The 19,366-nt window shown below is 64.1% G+C and carries 12 protein-coding genes; 9 read left to right on the top strand and 3 right to left on the bottom strand.

All coding sequences use genetic code 11. The annotated features are described in order from the left end of the window. Window positions 1-38: 38 nt before the first annotated feature. Both ACCQ15_RS12970 and htpG read right to left on the bottom strand, forming a co-directional pair. On the bottom strand, window positions 39-4,574 hold the full coding sequence (locus ACCQ15_RS12970; protein ID WP_372380638.1) for an RHS repeat-associated core domain-containing protein: 4,536 nt from the start codon (window positions 4,572-4,574) through the stop codon (window positions 39-41). 198 nt (window positions 4,575-4,772) lie between these two features. Then, the gene (gene htpG, locus ACCQ15_RS12965) at window positions 4,773-6,677 is read right to left on the bottom strand and encodes a molecular chaperone HtpG (RefSeq protein WP_372380637.1); all 1,905 of its coding nucleotides are present in this window, start codon (window positions 6,675-6,677) and stop codon (window positions 4,773-4,775) included. A 173-nt stretch (window positions 6,678-6,850) separates the two neighbouring features. On the opposite strand from htpG, the gene rsmD reads away from it, so the two are divergent. From rsmD to ACCQ15_RS12935, 6 genes are all read left to right on the top strand, one after another. Next, window positions 6,851-7,540 (top strand): 16S rRNA (guanine(966)-N(2))-methyltransferase RsmD, encoded by a 690-nt coding sequence (gene rsmD / locus ACCQ15_RS12960; protein WP_218561399.1) that lies wholly within the window; start codon window positions 6,851-6,853, stop codon window positions 7,538-7,540. After that, on the top strand, window positions 7,537-8,043 hold the full coding sequence (coaD, locus tag ACCQ15_RS12955; protein ID WP_008574388.1) for a pantetheine-phosphate adenylyltransferase: 507 nt from the start codon (window positions 7,537-7,539) through the stop codon (window positions 8,041-8,043). Before rsmD ends, coaD begins: the two co-directional genes overlap by 4 nt. Before the next feature lie 46 nt (window positions 8,044-8,089). Continuing rightward, window positions 8,090-8,587, top strand: coding sequence for a hypothetical protein (locus ACCQ15_RS12950; RefSeq protein ID WP_005931897.1), 498 nt, complete (start codon window positions 8,090-8,092; stop codon window positions 8,585-8,587). Between the two features lie 231 nt (window positions 8,588-8,818). Beyond that, window positions 8,819-9,103 carry a YfhL family 4Fe-4S dicluster ferredoxin gene (locus tag ACCQ15_RS12945; protein WP_014090436.1) on the top strand — a complete coding sequence of 95 codons (285 nt, stop codon included), beginning with the start codon at window positions 8,819-8,821 and terminating at the stop codon, window positions 9,101-9,103. After that, the gene (ggt, locus tag ACCQ15_RS12940; protein ID WP_372380636.1) at window positions 9,100-10,878 is read left to right on the top strand and encodes a gamma-glutamyltransferase; all 1,779 of its coding nucleotides are present in this window, start codon (window positions 9,100-9,102) and stop codon (window positions 10,876-10,878) included. Before ACCQ15_RS12945 ends, ggt begins: the two co-directional genes overlap by 4 nt. Window positions 10,879-11,166: 288 nt before the next feature. Then, window positions 11,167-12,927, top strand: a complete 1,761-nt coding sequence (locus ACCQ15_RS12935; RefSeq protein WP_218556295.1) for a glycoside hydrolase family 9 protein — start codon at window positions 11,167-11,169, stop codon at window positions 12,925-12,927. Window positions 12,928-13,302: 375 nt separating this feature from the next. On the opposite strand, the gene upp is transcribed toward ACCQ15_RS12935, so the two are convergent. Then, window positions 13,303-13,935, bottom strand: coding sequence for a uracil phosphoribosyltransferase (upp, locus tag ACCQ15_RS12930; RefSeq protein WP_057681976.1), 633 nt, complete (start codon window positions 13,933-13,935; stop codon window positions 13,303-13,305). Window positions 13,936-14,086: 151 nt separating this feature from the next. Here upp and ACCQ15_RS12925 point away from each other — a divergent pair, with 151 nt between their 5' ends. Genes ACCQ15_RS12925 through ACCQ15_RS12915 form a run of 3 tightly spaced genes read left to right on the top strand, consistent with a single transcriptional unit; the run spans window position 14,087 to window position 19,139 of the window. Beyond that, window positions 14,087-16,645 carry a TonB-dependent receptor gene (locus tag ACCQ15_RS12925; protein ID WP_372380635.1) on the top strand — a complete coding sequence of 853 codons (2,559 nt, stop codon included), beginning with the start codon at window positions 14,087-14,089 and terminating at the stop codon, window positions 16,643-16,645. Further along, complete coding sequence (locus ACCQ15_RS12920; protein WP_372356253.1) at window positions 16,642-17,763, top strand: phytase; 1,122 nt, start codon at window positions 16,642-16,644, stop codon at window positions 17,761-17,763. The genes ACCQ15_RS12925 and ACCQ15_RS12920 overlap by 4 nt, the downstream gene beginning before the upstream one ends. Beyond that, on the top strand, window positions 17,760-19,139 hold the full coding sequence (locus ACCQ15_RS12915; RefSeq protein WP_057681973.1) for a purple acid phosphatase family protein: 1,380 nt from the start codon (window positions 17,760-17,762) through the stop codon (window positions 19,137-19,139). The genes ACCQ15_RS12920 and ACCQ15_RS12915 overlap by 4 nt, the downstream gene beginning before the upstream one ends. Window positions 19,140-19,366: the final 227 nt, after the last annotated feature.

The following is a 19,366-nucleotide window of genomic DNA, read 5'->3' as shown; positions in this document are numbered from 1 at the left end:
TCTCCTTGGGGTAGGGAATTGGACTCCAAACTGAGGTGCTACTCAAAATTGGGGGGACGTCGCGCCCATCGCGTGACACCGTCAAGTTCTGAGTGGCCAGCTGGATACCAATACATGCTGGCATCCCAGCCGCCTTGTCCGCCCGTCGCGCAGCTTGAACTGCCGCCACCTAGTGCCAAGCAAGAATACGCGGCACCTCCTCCAACAGCTATGCCTGCTCCCCTCAAAACAGCAGGACCAGTCAAGTTCGAAGGATCAATAGTGTTTGCGCCATCTTCTAAAGAGATATTCGAGATTGTGTAAGTGAGAGGGGCGCCAAGCCCTCCGCCAAAGAAACTCGCATTGAGGTCAACAATCGCTCTTCGCCCATTCACACACTCTGATTGTAGGTGAAAGTTGTACCTTGCCGCAGCAATGATTGCATGGCCTAAACCTGCCCCATGTGCATAGCCTGTCCATTGTATAAGACCGAATGGATCGGCAGAGGTGACCGGTCTACTCAAAACATATGCGTAAGTGCTAATTCCGCCTTCTAATCCAATCGGATCACTCTGCTCATACCGCCCAGTAGCTGCTTCATAGTCCCTGAAGTAGTTCTGATTCAACCCACTCGCCGCATCAAACCGCTGCCCCGGGAAGCGCATATCCAACACCAACGTCGCGCCATCCCCATCGGGATCCTGATCAGGCGCAGTGTTGCCGAAGGCTTCGCCCTTCAGGCTCCACGTCCACACCGCCACATCGCGGGTGGGGTCGATCACCACGCGCGGGCTGCCCAGGTGGTCGGGTTCGATGTAGTGCAGTTTGTTGGCGTTTGCGAGCAGGCCGACCGGTAGGTCGTCCAGCCAGATCGCCTGTTGCTTGGGCGCGCCATTGCTGTCGTAGTCGCCCAGCCAGTGGCCGGCTTCATCGTAGAGCGTGTAGGTGTTGGTGGTGCCGAGGAAGCGGCGTATCTGCTCGCCTTTACCGTTGTAGCGGTAGTTCATGGTCACCGCGCCAGCGCGGCGGGCCTGGGTCATGCGGCCGGTGGTGTCGTAGGTGTATTGGCGGGCGGTGCCGCCCATGGCGGTGGTGTTGCCGGTGGCATCGTATGTGCGTGCGACGCCGGCCACGGCGCTGAGGCGGTGGCTGTCGGTGGGATAGCTATAGATCTGCGTGGCCGTGCCGACCTTGGCGCTGAGGCGGTTGCCGGTGGCATCGTAGCTGTAGCCGTCGATCAGCGTGCCGGTGCTGCCGTCCTTTAGGCCGGTCAGGCGGCCCAGCGCGTCGTAGCCCAGGCTGATTTCCGGTGTGGTGTTGCCTGCGGGCGTCAGCGCGGTGAGGTTGCCAACCGGGTCGAAGCCGAAGCCCACGTCCAGCCCACCCGGGCGGGTGTCCTGGATCGCCTGCGGGCGGTAGTCCAGATCATAGCGGCGGGCGAGGGTGCGGCCATTGCCGTAGGTCCAGCCGGCAGCCGGGCCGAATGGATAGTAAGTGGCATTGCCCAGAAGCACCTGGCGGCTACCGCCGGCGGCCGTCACGCCGACCTGCGTGGTCTGGCCTTGTGCATTGCGCACGTAATCGACCACCGCCCCGTCGGGATAGGTCATGCGGCGCAGTTGGCCGCCGATGGTGTAGTCGTAACGCAGCACCAACGCGGTGCCGTTACTGGTCTGCACCTTGCGCACCAGATCGCCGAAGCGGTTGTAGCAGTACTGGGTGATGGCGCCGCCGTCCTGCATCTTGGTCAGGCGGCCGATCGAAAACGTCTCCCCGCTGGCGCAGGCCGTCTGCGTCGCGTCGTAGGTGTAGGTAACGCTGAGGCTGGTGGTGGGGTAGGTGACCTTGGTCGGGCGATTGAGCGCGTCGTAGCTGTAGGCGGTGGTGTTGCCGCGCGCATCGGTCTGGGTGGCGCGGTTGCCGGCGCTGTCGTAGGTGTAGCTGGTGACGCCGGTGTCCGGGCTGGTGAGTTTCACCAGATCGCCGAACCCGTTGTACTCGTAGGTGGTGTCCAGGCCCTTGGGGTCGGTGACCTTGGTCAGGTTGTCGAGTGCGTCGTAGGCGAACTTCGTGTCGGCCTTGATGCCGGCGACATCCTGCAGCGTGCGCGACAGGCGATTGAGCGGGTCGTACTCGCTGTGCGTCGCGGTCGCCAGCGCATCGGTCACGGTGGTGGCGTTGCCGTTGGCATCGTAGCCGAAGTCGGTCGGGTCGCTGGCGGCGGTGGCCTGGGTCTTGAGCTGGCCGAGCTGGTTGTACACACGCGAGAGCGTGCGCTTCAACGTACCCGACGCATCGCTGGTGTCTTCCTTGATGCGATTGCCGGCGTTGTCGAGCGTGTAGTGGACGGTATTGCCCGCGTTGTCGGTAATGTCGGTCAGCCGATGCGCCGCATCGTAGGTGAAGGCAGTGAAAGCGCCATCGGGCTGGGTGACCTGCCTGACCAGGCCGGTGGGCCAATAATCGATGCGGGTGATGCGGTCATCGGCCTCGCTGGAGGCATCGGCGCCACGCACCTTGGTGGCGGTCAGCCAACCGCGCGGGTGATAGGTGTAGTCGGTGACTATGCCGTTGGTGTCCTTGATGGACAGCGGGCGGCCGGCGCCGTCGTAGGCGAGGTATTCGGTGACTTGGCCGAGGGCGTTGGTGACTTTCCACAAGTCGCCTTTGCGGTGCGGGCAGGTCGTTGGTGTTGCGGCGCAGCTCGCATCATCGCTGAGGTAGTAGCTGTAGCGCGTGCTGTCGGCGATATCGCTGCGCGGACCATCGCTGGAGAGCAGCACGCCCGCCAGCGGACAGGCGCCGGTGGCGATATCGGCCTCTTCGCAATAACGTTGCGTAACGAGCCGGGAGGGACTTCCAGCTGGGTCGAGTTGCGAGATGGTCAGTGCCTGGCCTCTGGCGTTGTAGGTCCAGGTTGTCCTGGCCACCAGCGCATTGGCGGCGTCATAGCTGCGGCGGTCTACAGGTTGACGCAAGCTGGCGTGCCAATCGGTTTGTACCGTGCGCTTGCGGCCGGCCGTATCGTTGGCGGCATCAATCTTGCTGGTCAGGAGACCGCGATAGTTGTAAGTCCAGTCGGTGGAGACGCCGGCAAAATCGACTTCCAGATCGGGATAGCCATTCCCGTCATAGCTGCGGGACTGGAACGATGCGCTCGTGCATTCCGGGCACAGCCCCTGGACTGCGACCACCTTGGCCTGGCCGAGCTTGGACAGGCCAGTGCGCGTGATGGTGTTTCCTGATGGCGTGGTGACGGTAGAGGCGGCGCCTGCATAGGCGATCGTGAATTGGTCGATCGCTCCTGCCGGATTGCCATGCACGCTGCGGGTCACACGTTTTTGCGCATCGTAGCTCCATGACGCATAGACCTGGCCTTGTGCATCGCGATGTGTCGTCAGCGCATCCGGAAAGCGTGAATCGGCATATCCATAACTGGCCACCGTCGAGGAGGCCGATGCTCCTGCCGCCTGCAAGGCCACCGAGCTCAAGCGCCCTTGGGTGTCATAGCTATAACCGAGGGTTGCACCATCGGGTAGCGTGACCTGGGCCACCCTGCCGGCTTGGTAGGCAAACACGATTTGCCGGCCGCGCAGGTCCCGCACCGACTGCAATTGCGTGCCGGCATAGGTCAACGTCAGTCGCTCGCCATCCGGGTAGGCCATGCCGGTCAGTTTGCCGTCGGGGCCGAAGGTTTCTTGCGTATCGTCTGCAGTGGTGACTTGCCAGCCGGTCCGCACACCGTTGTCGAGGAGTTCGGTCAGCACTTCGCGCACGTCCCAGTCGGGCGTCCAGGTCCCGTTGGCAGACTTCTTGAAGGTGTAAAAATTGCCGCTGGGACGGGTCAGGACCACGGTTGCTGCATCGGCCACAGTCAACGCACGTGCGTAGCTATGCCGCCATGTGGAACCGAGTGTGGTAACGGGCTGCAAGCCAGCTGCGCTGCTGTAATAGCGTACGAACTCCAGATGTCCAACCGGGGCGCGGTAATCGACTGCGGTTTCGAGTTTGGCCCCGGTGAACACGTTCGCGGGGTTGCCGGCCGTGGTCGGCCCGGTGGTGGCGTCGCAACAGCCGTTGTTCTTGCCAGGATCGATGGAGGGAGGAGATGCGCAGACTGCGCCGTTGGGCGTGGCGACTGGCTGGCCGCCGTTGGTGCCGACGGTGTACTCGCAGCCTTGTTGACAGACTTTGTCGGTGCTGCCGGCTGCTGGGGCAATGGAAGGGCGGGCGGTGCAGGTGGAAGCGTAGAAACTGCTGTCTAGATAAGAAATCCAAGTGTAGTTATCAAACGCACGATAGCATTCGACGACTGCTTCGTAACGCTGATCAAATGTTCGATCATTTACTTTACCGCTGTGGGTGTTTATTGCTCCGTATCCGCAAATCGCTTCGTTGCCTTCTCTCAAAGCATTGAGATAGGCCTGCCCTTGGTCACATAGGCTTGTGCCCGCATTGCACAAAACTGAGTCAACAGCTTGAGCTTTTGGCATCGGGATGAAACAAAAGCACATCACGACGAGTGCAATCAAAAATCTTAACCTAGCGCCATGGAGAATTTTTTCGGGTGGTGGCCTTTGCGCAAGATCTTTCATTGCTTCACTTTCCTTGTAGTGTAATTTTCTGCACGCAGCTGTAGTGAGGCTTGCGTGAAAGAAGCATATGGGGGCTATATCCGTTTGCCAAGCACTCCGGCTGTAAAAGCATCCGCACTAACTGGCGCGGTGCCTGAGCCCAAATGCAAAGACCGGCGGAATCGCCGGTCTTTGCTCATTGCTCCATCACCGCAGCGCTTACACCGACAACTCCAACAACAACTTATTCAACCGCCGCACATACCCAGCCGGATCCTTGAGGCTATCGCCCGCAGCCAACGCAGCCTGGTCGAACAACACACGGCTCAGGTCGCCGAAGCGATCCATATCCTGTTCCGCGTCGAGTTTCTCGATCAGCGGGTGGGTCGGATTGAACTCGAACACCGGCTTGCTTTCCGGCACCGCCTGGCCGCTGGCTTCTAGCAGCTGGCGCATCTGCAGGCCCAGGTCGCCCTGGCCGATGGCCAAGATCGCCGGGGAATCGGTCAGGCGATGCGAGACGCGTACTTCGGCCACATCGTCGCCGAGGGCGGCCTTGATGCGCGATGCCAGGCCTTCCTTGGATTTTGCGAGGTCTTCCTGCGCCTTCTTGTCTTCTTCCGAATCCAACTTGCCCAGGTCCAGGTCGCCGCGCGCCACGTCCACGAACGACTTGCCGTCGAATTCGGTGAGATAGCTCATCAGCCATTCGTCGATGCGGTCGGTGAGCAGCAGCACTTCGATGCCCTTCTTGCGGAACACCTCCAAATGCGGGCTGTCCTTGATTTGCGCGTAGCTTTCGCCGGTGAGGTAGTACAGCTTGTCCTGGCCTTCAGCCAAACGACTCACGTAATCGGCCAGGCCAACGCTTTGTGCGCCGGTGGTGTCGTGCGTGGACGAGAAGCGCAGCAGGCCGGCGATCTTTTCGCGGTTTGCGTAATCCTCGGCCGGACCTTCCTTCAATGCCTGGCCGAAGTTGCGCCAGAACGTGGCGTAGTCGTCCGGCTTGTCCTTGGCCAGCTTTTCCAGCATGTCCAGCGAGCGCTTGGTCAGCGCCGACTTCATCGAATCGACCACCGGGCCGGATTGCAGGATTTCGCGCGAGACATTGAGCGAGAGGTCCGACGAATCCACCACGCCCTTGATGAAACGCAGGTACAGCGGCAGGAACTGCTCGGCCTGGTCCATGATGAAAACGCGCTGCACATACAGCTTCAGGCCCTTGGCCGAGTCGCGGTGGTAGAGGTCGAACGGGGCACGGCCGGGCACGAACAGCAGCGAGGTGTATTCCAGCTTGCCTTCGACCTTGTTATGGCTCCAGGCCAGCGGGTTGCCCGCGTCGTGGGCGATGTGCTTGTAGAACTCCTGATACTCCTCGTCCTTGATCTCGGACTTGGGGCGCGTCCACAGCGCGCTGGCGCGGTTGACCGCTTCCCATTCGGGCTCTGCCGGCTTGTCGGCGGCTTCGCCGTAATGCTCCTTGCGCATCTCGATCGGCAGGCCGATGTGGTCGGAGTATTTCTTGAGGATGCCGCGCAGCGTCCAGCCATCGGCGAACGATTCTTCGCCTTCCTTCAGGTGCAGCACGATGCGGGTGCCGCGCTCGGGCTTGTCGACGCTGGCGATTTCGAATTCGCCTTCGCCACGCGAGGACCAGTGAACGCCTTCGCCGGCCGGCAGGCCGGCGCGGCGCGAATACACGTCCACCTGGTCGGCGACGATGAAAGCGCTATAGAAGCCCACGCCGAACTGGCCGATCAGGTTGGCGTCCTTCTTCTGGTCGCCGCTGAGGTGCTTGAGGAAATCGGCGGTGCCGGACTTGGCGATGGTGCCCAGGTGCGAGACCGCATCCTCGCGGCTCATGCCGATGCCGTTGTCGTCGATGGTGACGGTGCGCGCGTCCTTGTCGTAGTCGACGCGGATGCGCAGCTCGCCGCTGCCTTCCAGCAGCTCGGGCTTGACCAGGGCTTCGAAGCGCAGCTTGTCGGCGGCGTCGGCGGCATTGGAGACCAGCTCGCGCAGGAAGATTTCCTTGTTCGAGTACAACGAATGGATCATCAGCTGCAGCAGCTGCTTGACCTCGGTCTGGAAGCCGAGCGTCTGCTTATCGGTTTCAACGGTCATTGGGGTCGTGCTCCGTGGTGGTCCAGGCCGCAACGCGGCCGATGGCCTGGGGATGCGGCCGTCTACCGATTTTTCAAGGCGGGCCTGCGCGAATGTGCCGCGCGCGGCGGCTGGCGCGGGGTAGGGCGGCCGCGGCGATGGCGGCGGTATCATGGCCGGCCGTTCGTCCTGCCTTGAGCCATGTCGCCAACTGCGCTGCTGCCGTGCTGTACCCGCCCGCCCTCGACAGGTGCGTGGCGATGAGCCGCCCGCAGCGTCCGGCGCCGCGTGGCGCGGAAGGGCAGGTGCGCATCGTGGGCGGGCGCTGGCGCAATACGCGGCTGGCAGTGCCCAGCTTGCCTGGCCTGCGCCCCAGCAGCGACCGGGTGCGCGAAACGGTGTTCAACTGGCTGATGCCGCGCCTGCCCGGCGCGCGCGTGCTGGATCTGTTCGCCGGCTCGGGCGCGCTGGGCCTGGAGGCGGTGTCGCGCGGCGCTGCGCATGCCACCCTGATCGAACGCGACCCCGGCCTGGTGCAGCGGCTGCGCGAGCACGTGACCCGGCTGGATGCCGCCACGCAGGTGCAGGTGCTGCAGGAAGACGCGGTGCGCTGGCTGGAGCGTGCGCCCGCAGCGCTGGCTGATATCGTCTTCGTCGACCCGCCGTTCGCGGCCGGGCTGTGGCCGGCAGTGCTGGAGCACCTGCCGGCGCATGTGGCGGCCGACGCCTTGCTGTACCTTGAAGCGCCCGCCGATGCGCCGCCGCTGCTGCCGGCCGGCTGGCATCTGCACCGCGAGGGCGCCACCCGTGAGGTGCGCTATGCGCTGTACCGCCGGGCCGCTGCTACACTGAAGAGCGATCCGACCCCGGTAGTCTCCGTATGAGCGTTGCCAACAGCCGCACCGCCGTCTATCCCGGTACCTTCGACCCGATCACCAACGGGCATATCGACCTGGTGAATCGCGCCGCGCCGTTGTTCGAGCGCGTGGTGGTGGGTGTGGCGTATAGCCCCTCCAAGGGCCCGGCATTGTCGCTGGAGCGCCGCGTTGCGCTGGCCCAGGAAGCGCTGGCGGCGCATACCAATGTGGAAGTGCGCGGCTTCGATACCCTGCTGGCGCATTTCGTGCGCGAGATGGGTGCCGGCGTGCTGCTGCGCGGCCTGCGGGCAGTGTCCGACTTCGAATACGAATTCCAGATGGCCAGCATGAACCGCCATCTGATCCCGGAGGTGGAAACGCTGTTTCTTACCCCGGCCGAGCAATACAGCTTCATCTCGTCCTCGCTGGTGCGCGAAATCGCGCGGCTGGGCGGGGATGTGTCCGGCTTCGTGCCGGCATCGGTTGTCGAGGCCTTGCGGCAGGTGCGCCAGTCCCGCGCGCAGGCCTGATCATCTGCAGTTACATCACCACATGCATTTCAAAGGGAGGAGTTTCATGAAACACACCATGCGCGCTCTGGCGCTCGCTTCGATCGCCGCTCTGGCGGTCACCGCCTGCAAGAAGGAAGAGCCGGCACCGACCGCTGCCGCCGCACCGGCCCCGTTGACCGCACCGGCCAAGGACGACAACGCCGGCTGGAAGAAGTACCTGCAGGAAGTGGTCGGCCAGAACCTGGGCACCACCACCAACAGCCCGTTCCTGTACTACTTGCCGCCGGAGTCGGACGCCGAATTTGCCGGCAGCTACGAGCGTCAGCTGGAAAGCGTCAAGACCGCGCTCGCGCGTGGCGTGCAGCCGGGCAACATGCTGGCCTTCGGTTCGTCGGCGTCCAGCAAGATGGCCGACCTGATCGATGCGGCGTTCAAGGACGTGGCACCGGACTCGATGAAGGGTGTGCGCGTGCTGTTCATCGGCAATGCTGCCGACAACGCGCGCGTGCAGACCATCGTCCAGCCCAAGGGCGCGGAATACATCTTCGTTGAAGCCAAGTAATGCCGTAGCAGGCCGGATGCGCGGAAGGGCGCATCCGGCCGCAGCCTGGGAATGCACCATGCTGCCGAGTTCGCACTCCACCGGAGCCGGCCGCACCAGGCCAGTGTCCGACAGCGCCCAGGGCGCTATCTACCTGCCGCTGCGCGCCATGGGCGCCCGGCTGCAGCAGCACATTGCGTTCCAGCGCCTGCGGTTGCAGCGCGCCGCGTCGCGTCGCATCGTAGTGCCGATATGTCTCTGAAAATCAACGAGCTCTGCGTCAACTGCGACGTCTGCGAGCCTGCGTGCCCGAATCACGCCATCTCGATGGGCGAAACCATCTACGTCATCGATCCGGCACGTTGCACCGAGTGCGTGGGCCATTTCGACGAAGCGCAGTGCGTGGTGGTGTGCCCGGTCGAATGCATCGATCCGGATCCGGCCATTCCGGAAACCCATGACCAGTTGCTGGCCAAGCTGATGCAGTTGCAGCGCGATCACCCCGAACTGTACGAACAGGAGCCCCCCGCCCCGTGAGCACTTTTTCCCGTCGTTTTTCTTCGCGCGGCGTGTTGCTGCTGGCCTTTGTGCTGGCGCCAGCGGCCTGGTGCGCCGATGCCGCCAAGCCGGCGACGGCCACCACCGCAGCGGTCGCCGCGCATCCACCCGGCGCGGCGATCGCCAGCGGCCATGCGCTGGCCACCGATGCCGGCCTGCAGATCCTGCGCGAGGGCGGGAATGCGTTCGATGCCGCGGTGGCGGTGTCGTCCACGCTGGCGGTGGTCGAGCCGATCAGCTCAGGGCTGGGCGGCGGCGGTTTCTTCCTGTTGCACGACGCCAAGACCGGCAAGGACGTGATGCTGGACGCGCGCGAAACCGCGCCCGCGTCGGCCACCGAAGCGCAGTTTCTCGACAAGAAAGGCGAGCTGGACCGCGACCGCTCGGTCAACGGCCCGTGGTCGGCGGGCATCCCGGGCTTGCCCGCAGCGCTGGTGGAGCTGGCTGCCAAACACGGCCGGCTGCCGCTGAAGCAGTCGCTGGCACCCTCGATCCGCATCGCGACGGAGGGTTTTCCCGTCTACGCGCGCATGGCCAAGGGCTATGCCTCGCGGCGCGAGGTGATGGAGCGTTACCCCGGTACGCGCGAGGTGTATCTGCGCGGCGGCAAACGCATTGCCGAAGGCGACACCTTCAAGCAGCCGGAGCTGGCGCAGACGCTGCAGCTGCTCGGCGACAAGGGCTTCGACGGGTTCTACAAGGGCGAGACCGCCAAGAAGTTGCTGGCCGGCGTGAAGCAGGCCGGCGGCCAGTGGAGCGCGGCCGAGCTGGCCGGGTACCGGGTCAAGGAGCGCGCGCCGATCCAGTTCGACTACCGCGGCTGGAAGATCACCACTGCGCCGCCGCCGTCGTCCGGTGGTATTGCGCTGGCGGCGATGCTGCAGATCCTGGAGGGCTGGGACTTGAACACGCTCGATGAGGTGCATCGCACCCATCTGGTGGTGGAGTCGATGCGCCGCGCCTACCGCGATCGCACCTTCTTCCTGGGCGACCCGGACTTTGTGGACGTGCCGCAGCGCGTGCTCACCAGCAAGGACTACGCGCAAGGCCTGCGTGCCACCATCAATCCGGACAAGGCCACGCCCAGCGATCTGCTGTCGGGCAACCCCACGCCGCTGGAAGACGACGAGACCACGCACTTTTCCATCATCGATGGCGAAGGCAACCGCGTCGGTGCCACCCAGACGGTGAACCTGCTGTACGGCTCGGGCCTGATTCCCAAGGGCACCGGCGTGCTGCTCAACAACGAGATGGACGACTTCGCGCTCAAGCCGGGCACTCCGAATGCGTTCGGCGTGATGGGCTACGCCGCCAACGCGCCCAAGCCGGGCAAGCGCATGCTCAGTTCGATGACGCCCACCTTCATGGAATCGGCCGACAAGGCGATCGTGCTCGGCACCCCGGGCGGCAGCCGCATCATCACCATGGTGCTGCTGGGGATCCTGGGCTACGACGCCGGCCTGGATGCGCAGGCGGTCACTGCGCTGCCGCGCTATCACCACCAGTGGTTGCCGGACGCGATCGACGCCGAGACCAACGCATTTTCGGCGCAGACCGCCAAGGGCCTGCAAGCGATGGGGCATGCACTGAAATTGCCAGGCGACACCGCCGAAGGCGGCCGTGGCTCCAGCCATGTGTGGGGCAACCTGCAAACGGTGGAGTGGGACAAGCGCCGCAACGTGCTCAGCGGCGGTAGCGACCCGCGTAACCCGGTGGGCAAGGCGCAAGTGCAATTGGACGCGACGGCACGCTGAGGCGTGAACCCGATTGCGTCGACGCCCGGTAGCCGGCAAGGCGGCCGGGCGTTGTTCGTTGTTTCGATCAAGCGCCATCGATGCAATGCGACCGTGGTTGCCTGGGCTGGCGCGTTTGCTGCCGCCCAGCATGCGCTTGATTGCTGACATGCAGTGATGATGAGCGCGGCATGGCTGCGTGCGAGGCGATCCGCGCAAGGGGCGCATTGCTGCAGCGATGCGGATTGACGCATCGGCTATGCCGGCATTGGACTTGTCGCTGCAAGATAATGCGGCGACCATCGTGGCATGACTATCTTCAAAACTCTGCTCACCAGCCTGATGATCGTTTCGCCCGTGCTCGCCTGCGCTGCAGAGACAACCGGCAGGCAGGAGGCCGTGGCGGCCAGCGACGCCATCCACGTCAACCAGCTGGGCTATCTGCCGGGCTCGGCAAAAATGGCGATCGTCGGGCTGCCGCCGCAGGGCACCGCGCAGCGTTCGGACCGCTTCACCGTCGAAGATGCACAGGGACGCAGCGTGTTGCAGGGAACCCTGCAGCCGGCCGCGATGTGGTCGCCGGCCGGACAGCAGGCGCGGGTGGCGGATTTTTCCGGGCTGCGTGCGGTCGGAACCTATCGGTTGAAGGTCGACGGGCTGCCGGCATCGGAGACCTTCGCCATCAACGCGCATGCCTATCAGCCCCTGGTCGATGCAGCGTTGAAGGCGTTCTACTTCAACCGTGCCAGCACCGCGCTGCCGGCACGCTACGCCGGGCGCTATGCGCGCGCGGCCGGGCACCCGGATACGCAGGTGCGCATCCATCCGTCCGCAGCGTCTGCAACGCGTCCGACCGATAGCGTGATCAGCGCGCCCAAGGGCTGGTACGACGCGGGCGACTACAACAAGTACATCGTCAATTCCGGCATCAGCACCTACACCTTGCTGGCGGCCTACGAGCAGTATCCGGCGTTCTTCAGGTCCAAGCCGCTGACCATCCCCGACGATGCGCCCGGCGTGCCCGGCATCCTGCAGGAGGCCTGGTGGAATCTGGACTGGATGCTCGCCATGCAGGACCCGGCCGATGGCGGCGTGTACCACAAGCTCACCGACAAGCAGTTCGATGGCTTGGTGATGCCGGATCAGGCCACCCAGCAACGCTACGTGGTGATGAAGACCACTGCCGCGACCTTGGACTTCGCTGCGGTGATGGCCGTCGCCAGTCGCGTATATGCGCCATTTGAAAAGCAGTATCCGGGGCTGTCGGCGCACATGATGAAAGCCTCGCGGGCTGCGTGGGCGTGGGCGAAGCAGCATCCGGACGTGATCTACCGGCAGCCCAGCGACGTGCGTACCGGCGGTTACGACGATGCACACCTGGATGACGAATTCGCCTGGGCGGCGGCCGAGTTGTACATCGCCACCGGCGAGGATGGGTTCTACGACGCGATGATCGCGCGCAACGTGCCGGCCACCGTGCCCTCATGGGGCAATGTCGGTGGGCTGGCCTGGATGTCGTTGGCCGCGCATCGCGACCGACTCACGCCGCATGCCGATCGCGCGCGGATCGCACGGGAGATCACCGGACTGGCACAACAGTTGGCCGACACCTGGCAATCATCGGCATGGCGGCTGGCGATGAACGACAGCGATTTCGTCTGGGGCAGCAATGCAGGGGTGCTCAACCGCGCGATGATGCTGCTGCAGGGCTACCGGCTGACGCAGCAGCGGCAATTTCTGGATGCGGCGCAATCGCAGCTGGACTACATCCTGGGCCGCAATCCGCTGGGGCTGTCGTTCGTGACCGGGATAGGCAAACGCACCCCGATGCATATCCATCACCGACCCTCAGAGGCCGATGGGATCGAAGCGCCGGTGCCGGGTTGGCTGGTCGGCGGCCCGCAGCCGGGGCAGCAGGATGCCAAGGAGTGCAAGGTGCCGTACCCCTCCAAACGGCCGGCGTTGTCGTACCTGGACAACTTCTGCAGCTACTCCACCAACGAGGTGGCGATCAACTGGAATGCGCCGCTGGTGTATGTGAGCGCGGCGATCGAGGCGTCGACGCGCTAAAGCGTCGCTATCAAGCCGATGCCGCGGCTGTTCCTTCTCACGTCGGGAGAAGGTGGCGCGCAGCGCCGGATGAGGGTACGGCGTCGGCAGGAATACTGATACACCGTACCCTCATCCAACCCCTCTCCCGCAGGAGAGGGGCTTAAATTGCTGCAATTCATGCTGCCTGCGTACCAAAGGTTCGGTCACCAGCAGCTCTGAATGACGCTTTTAGCCATGCCAGCAACATGATCGAGATCGGACGCGCTGCGGCATTTCCTTCTGCCTTCGGGAGAAGCTGGCGCGTAGCGCTGGATGAGGGTAGGGCGGCAGCAAGAACACTGGCATGCCGTACCCTCACCCCAACCCCTCTCCCGGGGGGAGAGGGGCTTAAACTCACTCCAGCCGCGTCCCAAAAATCCGGTCGCCTGCATCGCCCAGGCCGGGCAGGATGTAGCCCTTGTCGTTGAGGTGGTCGTCGATGGCCGCGGTATAGACCTCGACATCCGGGTGCACCGCTTCCAGCGCCGTCAGGCCTTCCGGCGCGGCGACCAGAAAGATGCCTTTGATGCGCCGTGCGCCGGCGCGCTTGAGCATGTCGATGGTGGCGATCAGGGTGCCGCCGGTGGCCAGCATCGGGTCCAGGATCAGGGCGTCGCGTTCTTCCAGGCGGCCAGTGAGGCGTTCGAAATAGGGCACCGGTTGCAGGGTTTCTTCATCGCGCTGCAGACCGACCACACTCACGCGTGCGGCAGGAATCAGTGCCAGTACGCCGGGCAGCATGCCCAGACCGGCGCGCAGGATCGGTACCAAGGTGATCTTTGCGCCGGCAATGCGCTGCACCGTCACCGGGCCGGCCCAGCCCGGCTGGGTGTGCGATTCGGTGTCCAGATTGGCGGTGGCCTCGTAAGCCAGCAGCGTGCCCAGTTCGGTGACCAGTTCGCGGAAGCCCTTGGTGCTCAACGCGGCATCGCGCAGCAGGCCGATCTTGTGCTGGACGAGGGGGTGGCGGACTTCGACGATTTTCATGGGCAGCGGCAGGCGGGAGAGGGGCACAGTGTGCCGCAGCCGCGCGGTGTGTCGCCACACTTCGGGTGTGATCGCTGATGCATATGTCATGTCAGTGAAACGTCGTAGACATAGTGTGCCCACCCATTCTTAACCGATTGGGGAAGCACCCGTGTTGAACAAGACTCCGCTCTGCCTGGCGATCACGCTGACGTTGGCTGCGGCCACGTGGAGTCCGCTGGCGCACGCGGCCCAGGGTGCGGCCACGGGCGGCGCTGCCAGCGCTGCGGCAATCGACCTGGAGCGGCTGGAGGTGCGCCCGCAGCTGGAAGCGCAGGAGCGCGCGGTTGATCTCAAACGCGCCTCCGATGCCATCCAGGACGCCGTCGCCTCCGATGCGATGGGACGTTACCCGGACAAGAATGTTGCAGAATCCTTGCAGCGCCTGCCCGGCGTCAGCGTGACGCGCGACCAGGGCGAAGGCCGCTTTGTGGTCATCCGCGGCCTGGATTCGTCGCTCAACAGCGTCACCATCGACGGCATGACCATGGGCACGCCGGAAGACGGCACGCGTTCGGCACCGCTGGACGTGATTCCTTCCGATTCCACCGAGCGCCTGAAGGTGGTCAAGTCGCCGACCCCGGACATGCCGGGCGATTCCATCGGCGGCGCGATCCAGGTGGAATCCACCTCCGCCTTCGATCGTGACGGACGCACCTTGCGCGGCTCCATCGAAGCCAGCCACCAGTCGCTGTCGGGCAAGACCAGCCCGAAGGGCGCCTTCAACTACAGCGACATCTTCAATGGCACCTTCGGGGTGGCCGTGGGCGTGAACTATCAGGACCGCGAGTTCGAATCGGACAATACCGAAGTGGCCTACGACACCTTTGACGGTGGCGCGGACGACGATCTGTTCGCCGGTGAAGTGCAACGCCGCAAATACTTCATCGAACGCACCCGCATGGGCGCGAACCTCAATCTGGACTGGCGCCCGGACGCGGATAATCGCTACTACCTGCGCACGCTCTACAGCCGTTTCGACGATGCCGAAACGCGTCAGCGCACCATCTTCGAGTTGAGCGATGGCGAGGTCAGTGCCAATGGCGACGGCACCTATCGCGTGGACGACCTGCCGGCCGACAGCATTTCCAAGCGCGTGCGCTACCGCACCAAGAAGGAAGACACCATGGCGTTGAGCGTGGGTGGCGAAAACCGCCTGAGCGCCGCCACCGTGGATTACAAGCTGGGCTACACCAAGACCCGCGAGCGCGTGAACGATGAAAAGGAAGCGCGCTTCAATTACGACGGCGACGATCTGGCGGCCACGGTGGATCAGCGCAGTGGCATTCCGAAGCTGGGCTTCTCCGACAACGGCTGGCAGAGCAACGATGATTTCGTGTTCGATCGCTTCGTGATTGCGCCCACGCAGGTGGACGACAGCGAGCGCAGCGCACAGATCAATGTGCGCTTTGACGGCGAGCATTCCAGCCTGAAGATGGGCGTGCTCGGCCGCTGGCGCGAGCGCGGGGTGAACGTGGACGAAAACGAGCTGCGTCGTGGGCCGGCCATCGACCTGAGCGACTGGACCACTGCCGCGCCCGAGCACCGTGGCGGCACCTTGGGCCAGAGCATCGGCTCGGACGGCATGCGCCGCTACTGGAACACCTCCGGCGATCTGTACAGTGCACGTCCGCAAGATGTGGGCGGCAATCTGCAGACCTCGCTGCAGGACGATTACACGGCCACCGAAGATGTCTTCGCGACCTATGCGATGGGCACCTGGGACATCGGCGCACTGCGCATGATCGCCGGCGTGCGCGTGGAAAATATCCAGTTCGATGCCACCGGCAACCAGGTGGACGTGGCAGCCAATGGCCGCACCGCCACGGTGACGCCACGCGAGGCTTCCAGCAGCTACACCAACGTGCTGCCCGGCCTGCATCTGCGTTACGACAGTGGCAACGATTGGGTGCTGCGCTTTGCGGCCAACAAGACCTTGTCGCGCCCGGCATTCGGCGATGTGTCGCCACGCGTGAGCATCAACCGTGGCGATAACGAGGTGAGTCTGGGCAACCCCGATCTCGATCCGTACCGTTCGCAGAACCTGGACCTGTCGTTCGAAAAATACCTCGGCAGTACCGGCGTGATCTCGCTGGGCGTGTTCCACAAGTCGATCGACGACTACATCGTGCAGACCATCAACACCAACGATGCGGAATTTCCGGGTCTGCAGGTCACACGCTCGATCAATGGCGACACCGCAAAGGTGCGCGGTGCGGAATTCAATTGGCAGCAGACCCTGGACTTCCTGCCCGAGGGCTGGAATGGTTTTCTGGTTGGTGCCAGCGCCACGGTGCTGGACAGCGATTTCAATCCGGGTCTGGAAAATCGTGCCGGCGACGACTTCACCCTGCCGCGTTCGTCCAAGCGCATCTACAGCGGCCACCTGGGCTACGAAAAATACGGGTTCAGTGCGCGCGTGGCGGCGGTGTATCGCAGCCAATATCTGGACACCATCGGGCAGAGCCGTGCGTACGATATCTACGTTGCCCCACACACGCAGCTGGATTTCAGCATGAACTATCAATTCAACAGCCACGTCAGCCTGTATCTGGAAGCGCAGAACCTGTTGGACGAGCCGTTGGAGCTGTATCAGGGCATCCGCTCGCGCACCCTGCAAAATGAAGAGTACGGCCGCACCTACGCGCTTGGCCTGAAGGTGGCGCTGTGATCGCACCACGCACCTTCGTGCAGATCACGCTGCTGTCCGCTGCCGCCGCATTGGTCGGTTGCGCCAGTGCCCCGGCCGGCCGCGAAGCCGACGAAGCGCTGCTGAAGGATCCCTTGCTCAGCAAGGCCAACGTAGCGCACGAAGTGGTGCCGGAAGCCTTCATTACCGCGCTGACGCCAGCGGACAACCTGGATTCGCCGGCCAGCTGGATGGCGCCGGATGGTCGCCGTTGGGTGATCGCCACGGCCAAGGACACGCATGCGCTGGTGGTGTTCGACGGCGACAGCGGCAAGCGGCTGCGCGTGGTCGGCGGCAAGGGCAAGGCCCTGGGCAAGCTCGACCGCCCCAACGGCATTTCGGTGGTCGATGACCTGGTGTTCGTGGTGGAGCGCGACAACCGGCGCGTGCAGGTCTTCTCCTTGCCCGATCTGACGCCGGTGACGGCGTTTGGCCAGAACCAATTGCGCGAGCCCTACGGCCTGTGGGTGCGCAAGCACGAGGGCGGCTACGAGGTGGTGGTCAGCGACAACTACATGTCGCCGGCCAACAAGGATCTGCCGCCGCCGCTGGCCGAGCTTGGCCAGCGCTTTCGGCGTTATCAGCTCGATGCTGCAGGGCAGGGCTGGCAGGCACGACTGACGCAGAGTTTTGGCGACACCAGCGAAGCGGGCGCGGTACGGATTGCCGAATCGGTGTTCGGCGATGAAGCCAATGCGCGGCTGATGATTGCCGAAGAAGACGTGGCCGTGGGCACGCAGTTGCGCGACTACGGCATGGACGGGCGGTATCGCGGCCGCAACGTCGGCGCCGGGCTGTTCAAGGCGCAGGCCGAGGGCATCAGCTTGTTCGCATGCAGCGACGGGAGCGGCTACTGGATCGCCACCGATCAGTTCAAGGACCGCAGCGTGTTCCAGGTCTTCGATCGCAAGACGCTGGCGCATGTCGGCGCCTTTGCCGGCCGTGTGACCGCCAACACCGATGGCGTGTGGCTGGATCAACGCAGCAATACGCGCTTTCCGGGTGGCGTGTTCTATGCGTTGCATGACGACCAGGCAGTGGCCGCGTTCGATTGGCGCGATATCGCGCGGACATTGCGCCTGAAAGAGTGCACGCCATGATGGCCGCGCGCAGATCGATCTCTGCGTTGCTTGCGGCGATCGCAACCATAAGCGTTTCAGCCTCGGCTGCCGACCGTGCTGCCGAACCCAATACGCAGGTGCCGGCGGGTTCGACGCATTATGTTGCCGATGGCTTCCCGGACCGCATCGTCGCCACGCCGGCGCAGGACGCGGCCACAGGGTTTGCGGTGGCCTGGCGCACCGATGCCAGCGTCGACAGACCGTGGCTGGAACTGGTGGTCGCCGGCGATTCGCCGGATGTAGGCACGCCACGACGCATTCGGGCGAGCACGCTGACGCTTGCCAGCGAAAACGGCAGTTCGCATCACCATCGCGCCGATGTCGACGGGCTGCAGCCGGACACGATGTACGCGTACCGCGTGCAGGGGCAGGGGACCTGGGGCGCGTGGAATCACTTCCGCACGGCTGCCACAGCCACCACGCCGCTGACCTTGCTGTATTTCGGCGATACCCAGAACAAGAATCTCAGTCTGGTCTCGCGGGTGATCCGTCAGGCCTGGCGCTCGGCGCCGGACGCGCGGCTGGCCTTGTTCGCCGGCGACCTGGTCAGCGGCAAGGACGGCCAGGACGACAACGAATGGGCCGAGTGGTTCGAGGCCGGGCGCTGGCTGCTGGAAGGCACTGCAGTGGCGCCGGCGCCGGGCAATCACGAATATCACGAAGAGGGCGAAGACACGCCGCAGGCAACCCGCGTGCTCGGCAGTCATTGGCCGGTGACCTTTGCGTTGCCGCGTAACGGGCCTTCGGCCACCGCGCGCACCAGCTATTGGTTCGACTACCAGGGCGTGCGCATTGCCGTGCTCGACGGCACCTCGGCGCTGGACCTGGGGACCGGCCCCGCGCAGGCGCAGTGGCTGGACAAGGTGCTGGCCGACAACCCGCATCCCTGGTCGATCGTGCTGATCCACCAGCCATTCTTCTCGCCGCGTGCCGATCGCGAAAACGAAAAGTTGGTCGCACAGGTGCTGCCGGTGATCCGACGCCACAAGGTGGATCTGGTGTTGCAGGGCCACGACCACACCTACGGCCGACGCGGCGATGCGGCCGGGCAGGCGACGCCGGTCTTCGTGGTCTCGGTCGCCGGGCCCAAGCAGTACCGCCTGTCGGACATGGCGCGCACCACCATGCGCCCGGTGGGCGAAGACACCCAGCTCTATCAGGTGCTGCGTCTGGACAGCCAGCATCTGGTGTACGAATCGCGCACGGCCACCGGACGTCTCTACGACGCGTTCGAACTGCAACGCGACAGCGACGGCAGCAAACGTTTGATCGAACGCGAGGCGGGACGCATCGCGCCACGCAATTGCCCGCGCAGTGCAACGCTCAAAGGGCGTGCGGATCGATGCTGGGAATGAGCGAGGGCAGGCAACAGCCTGCCCAAGCAATACCGTGCTACTGGTGGCTGGGCAGCAGTGCGCAGACGGTCTGCAAGCTGCACGTGGTTGCGTGTCCGCTGCCAGCTTCTTCGAGGTGCCCGACCGCCGCCTTGAATATGACAGGGCAGCACGCGGTTTAATCCGGATTTCGACTGTATTTATGCGTTGTTTCAAAACTTCGCATCTGCATAGATTGTTTCTATGAG

The organism is Xanthomonas sp. NCPPB 1754 (genome assembly GCF_041475725.2).
GTDB lineage: Bacteria > Pseudomonadota > Gammaproteobacteria > Xanthomonadales > Xanthomonadaceae > Xanthomonas > Xanthomonas euvesicatoria.
This window is presented reverse-complemented; position numbering and strand designations above follow the sequence as displayed.

Excerpts from the sequence above, each read along its gene's own strand:
- htpG (WP_372380637.1), bottom strand. The coding sequence starts at position 6,677 with ATGACCGTTGAAACCGATAAGCAGACGCTCGGCTTCCAGACCGAGGTC.
- upp (WP_057681976.1), bottom strand. The coding sequence starts at position 13,935 with ATGAAAATCGTCGAAGTCCGCCACCCCCTCGTCCAGCACAAGATCGGC.
- coaD (WP_008574388.1), top strand. The coding sequence starts at position 7,537 with ATGAGCGTTGCCAACAGCCGCACCGCCGTCTATCCCGGTACCTTCGAC.
- ACCQ15_RS12945 (WP_014090436.1), top strand. The coding sequence starts at position 8,819 with ATGTCTCTGAAAATCAACGAGCTCTGCGTCAACTGCGACGTCTGCGAG.
- ACCQ15_RS12915 (WP_057681973.1), top strand. The coding sequence starts at position 17,760 with ATGATGGCCGCGCGCAGATCGATCTCTGCGTTGCTTGCGGCGATCGCA.
- ACCQ15_RS12950 (WP_005931897.1), top strand. The coding sequence starts at position 8,090 with ATGAAACACACCATGCGCGCTCTGGCGCTCGCTTCGATCGCCGCTCTG.
- ACCQ15_RS12935 (WP_218556295.1), top strand. The coding sequence starts at position 11,167 with ATGACTATCTTCAAAACTCTGCTCACCAGCCTGATGATCGTTTCGCCC.
- ACCQ15_RS12970 (WP_372380638.1), bottom strand. The coding sequence starts at position 4,574 with ATGAAAGATCTTGCGCAAAGGCCACCACCCGAAAAAATTCTCCATGGC.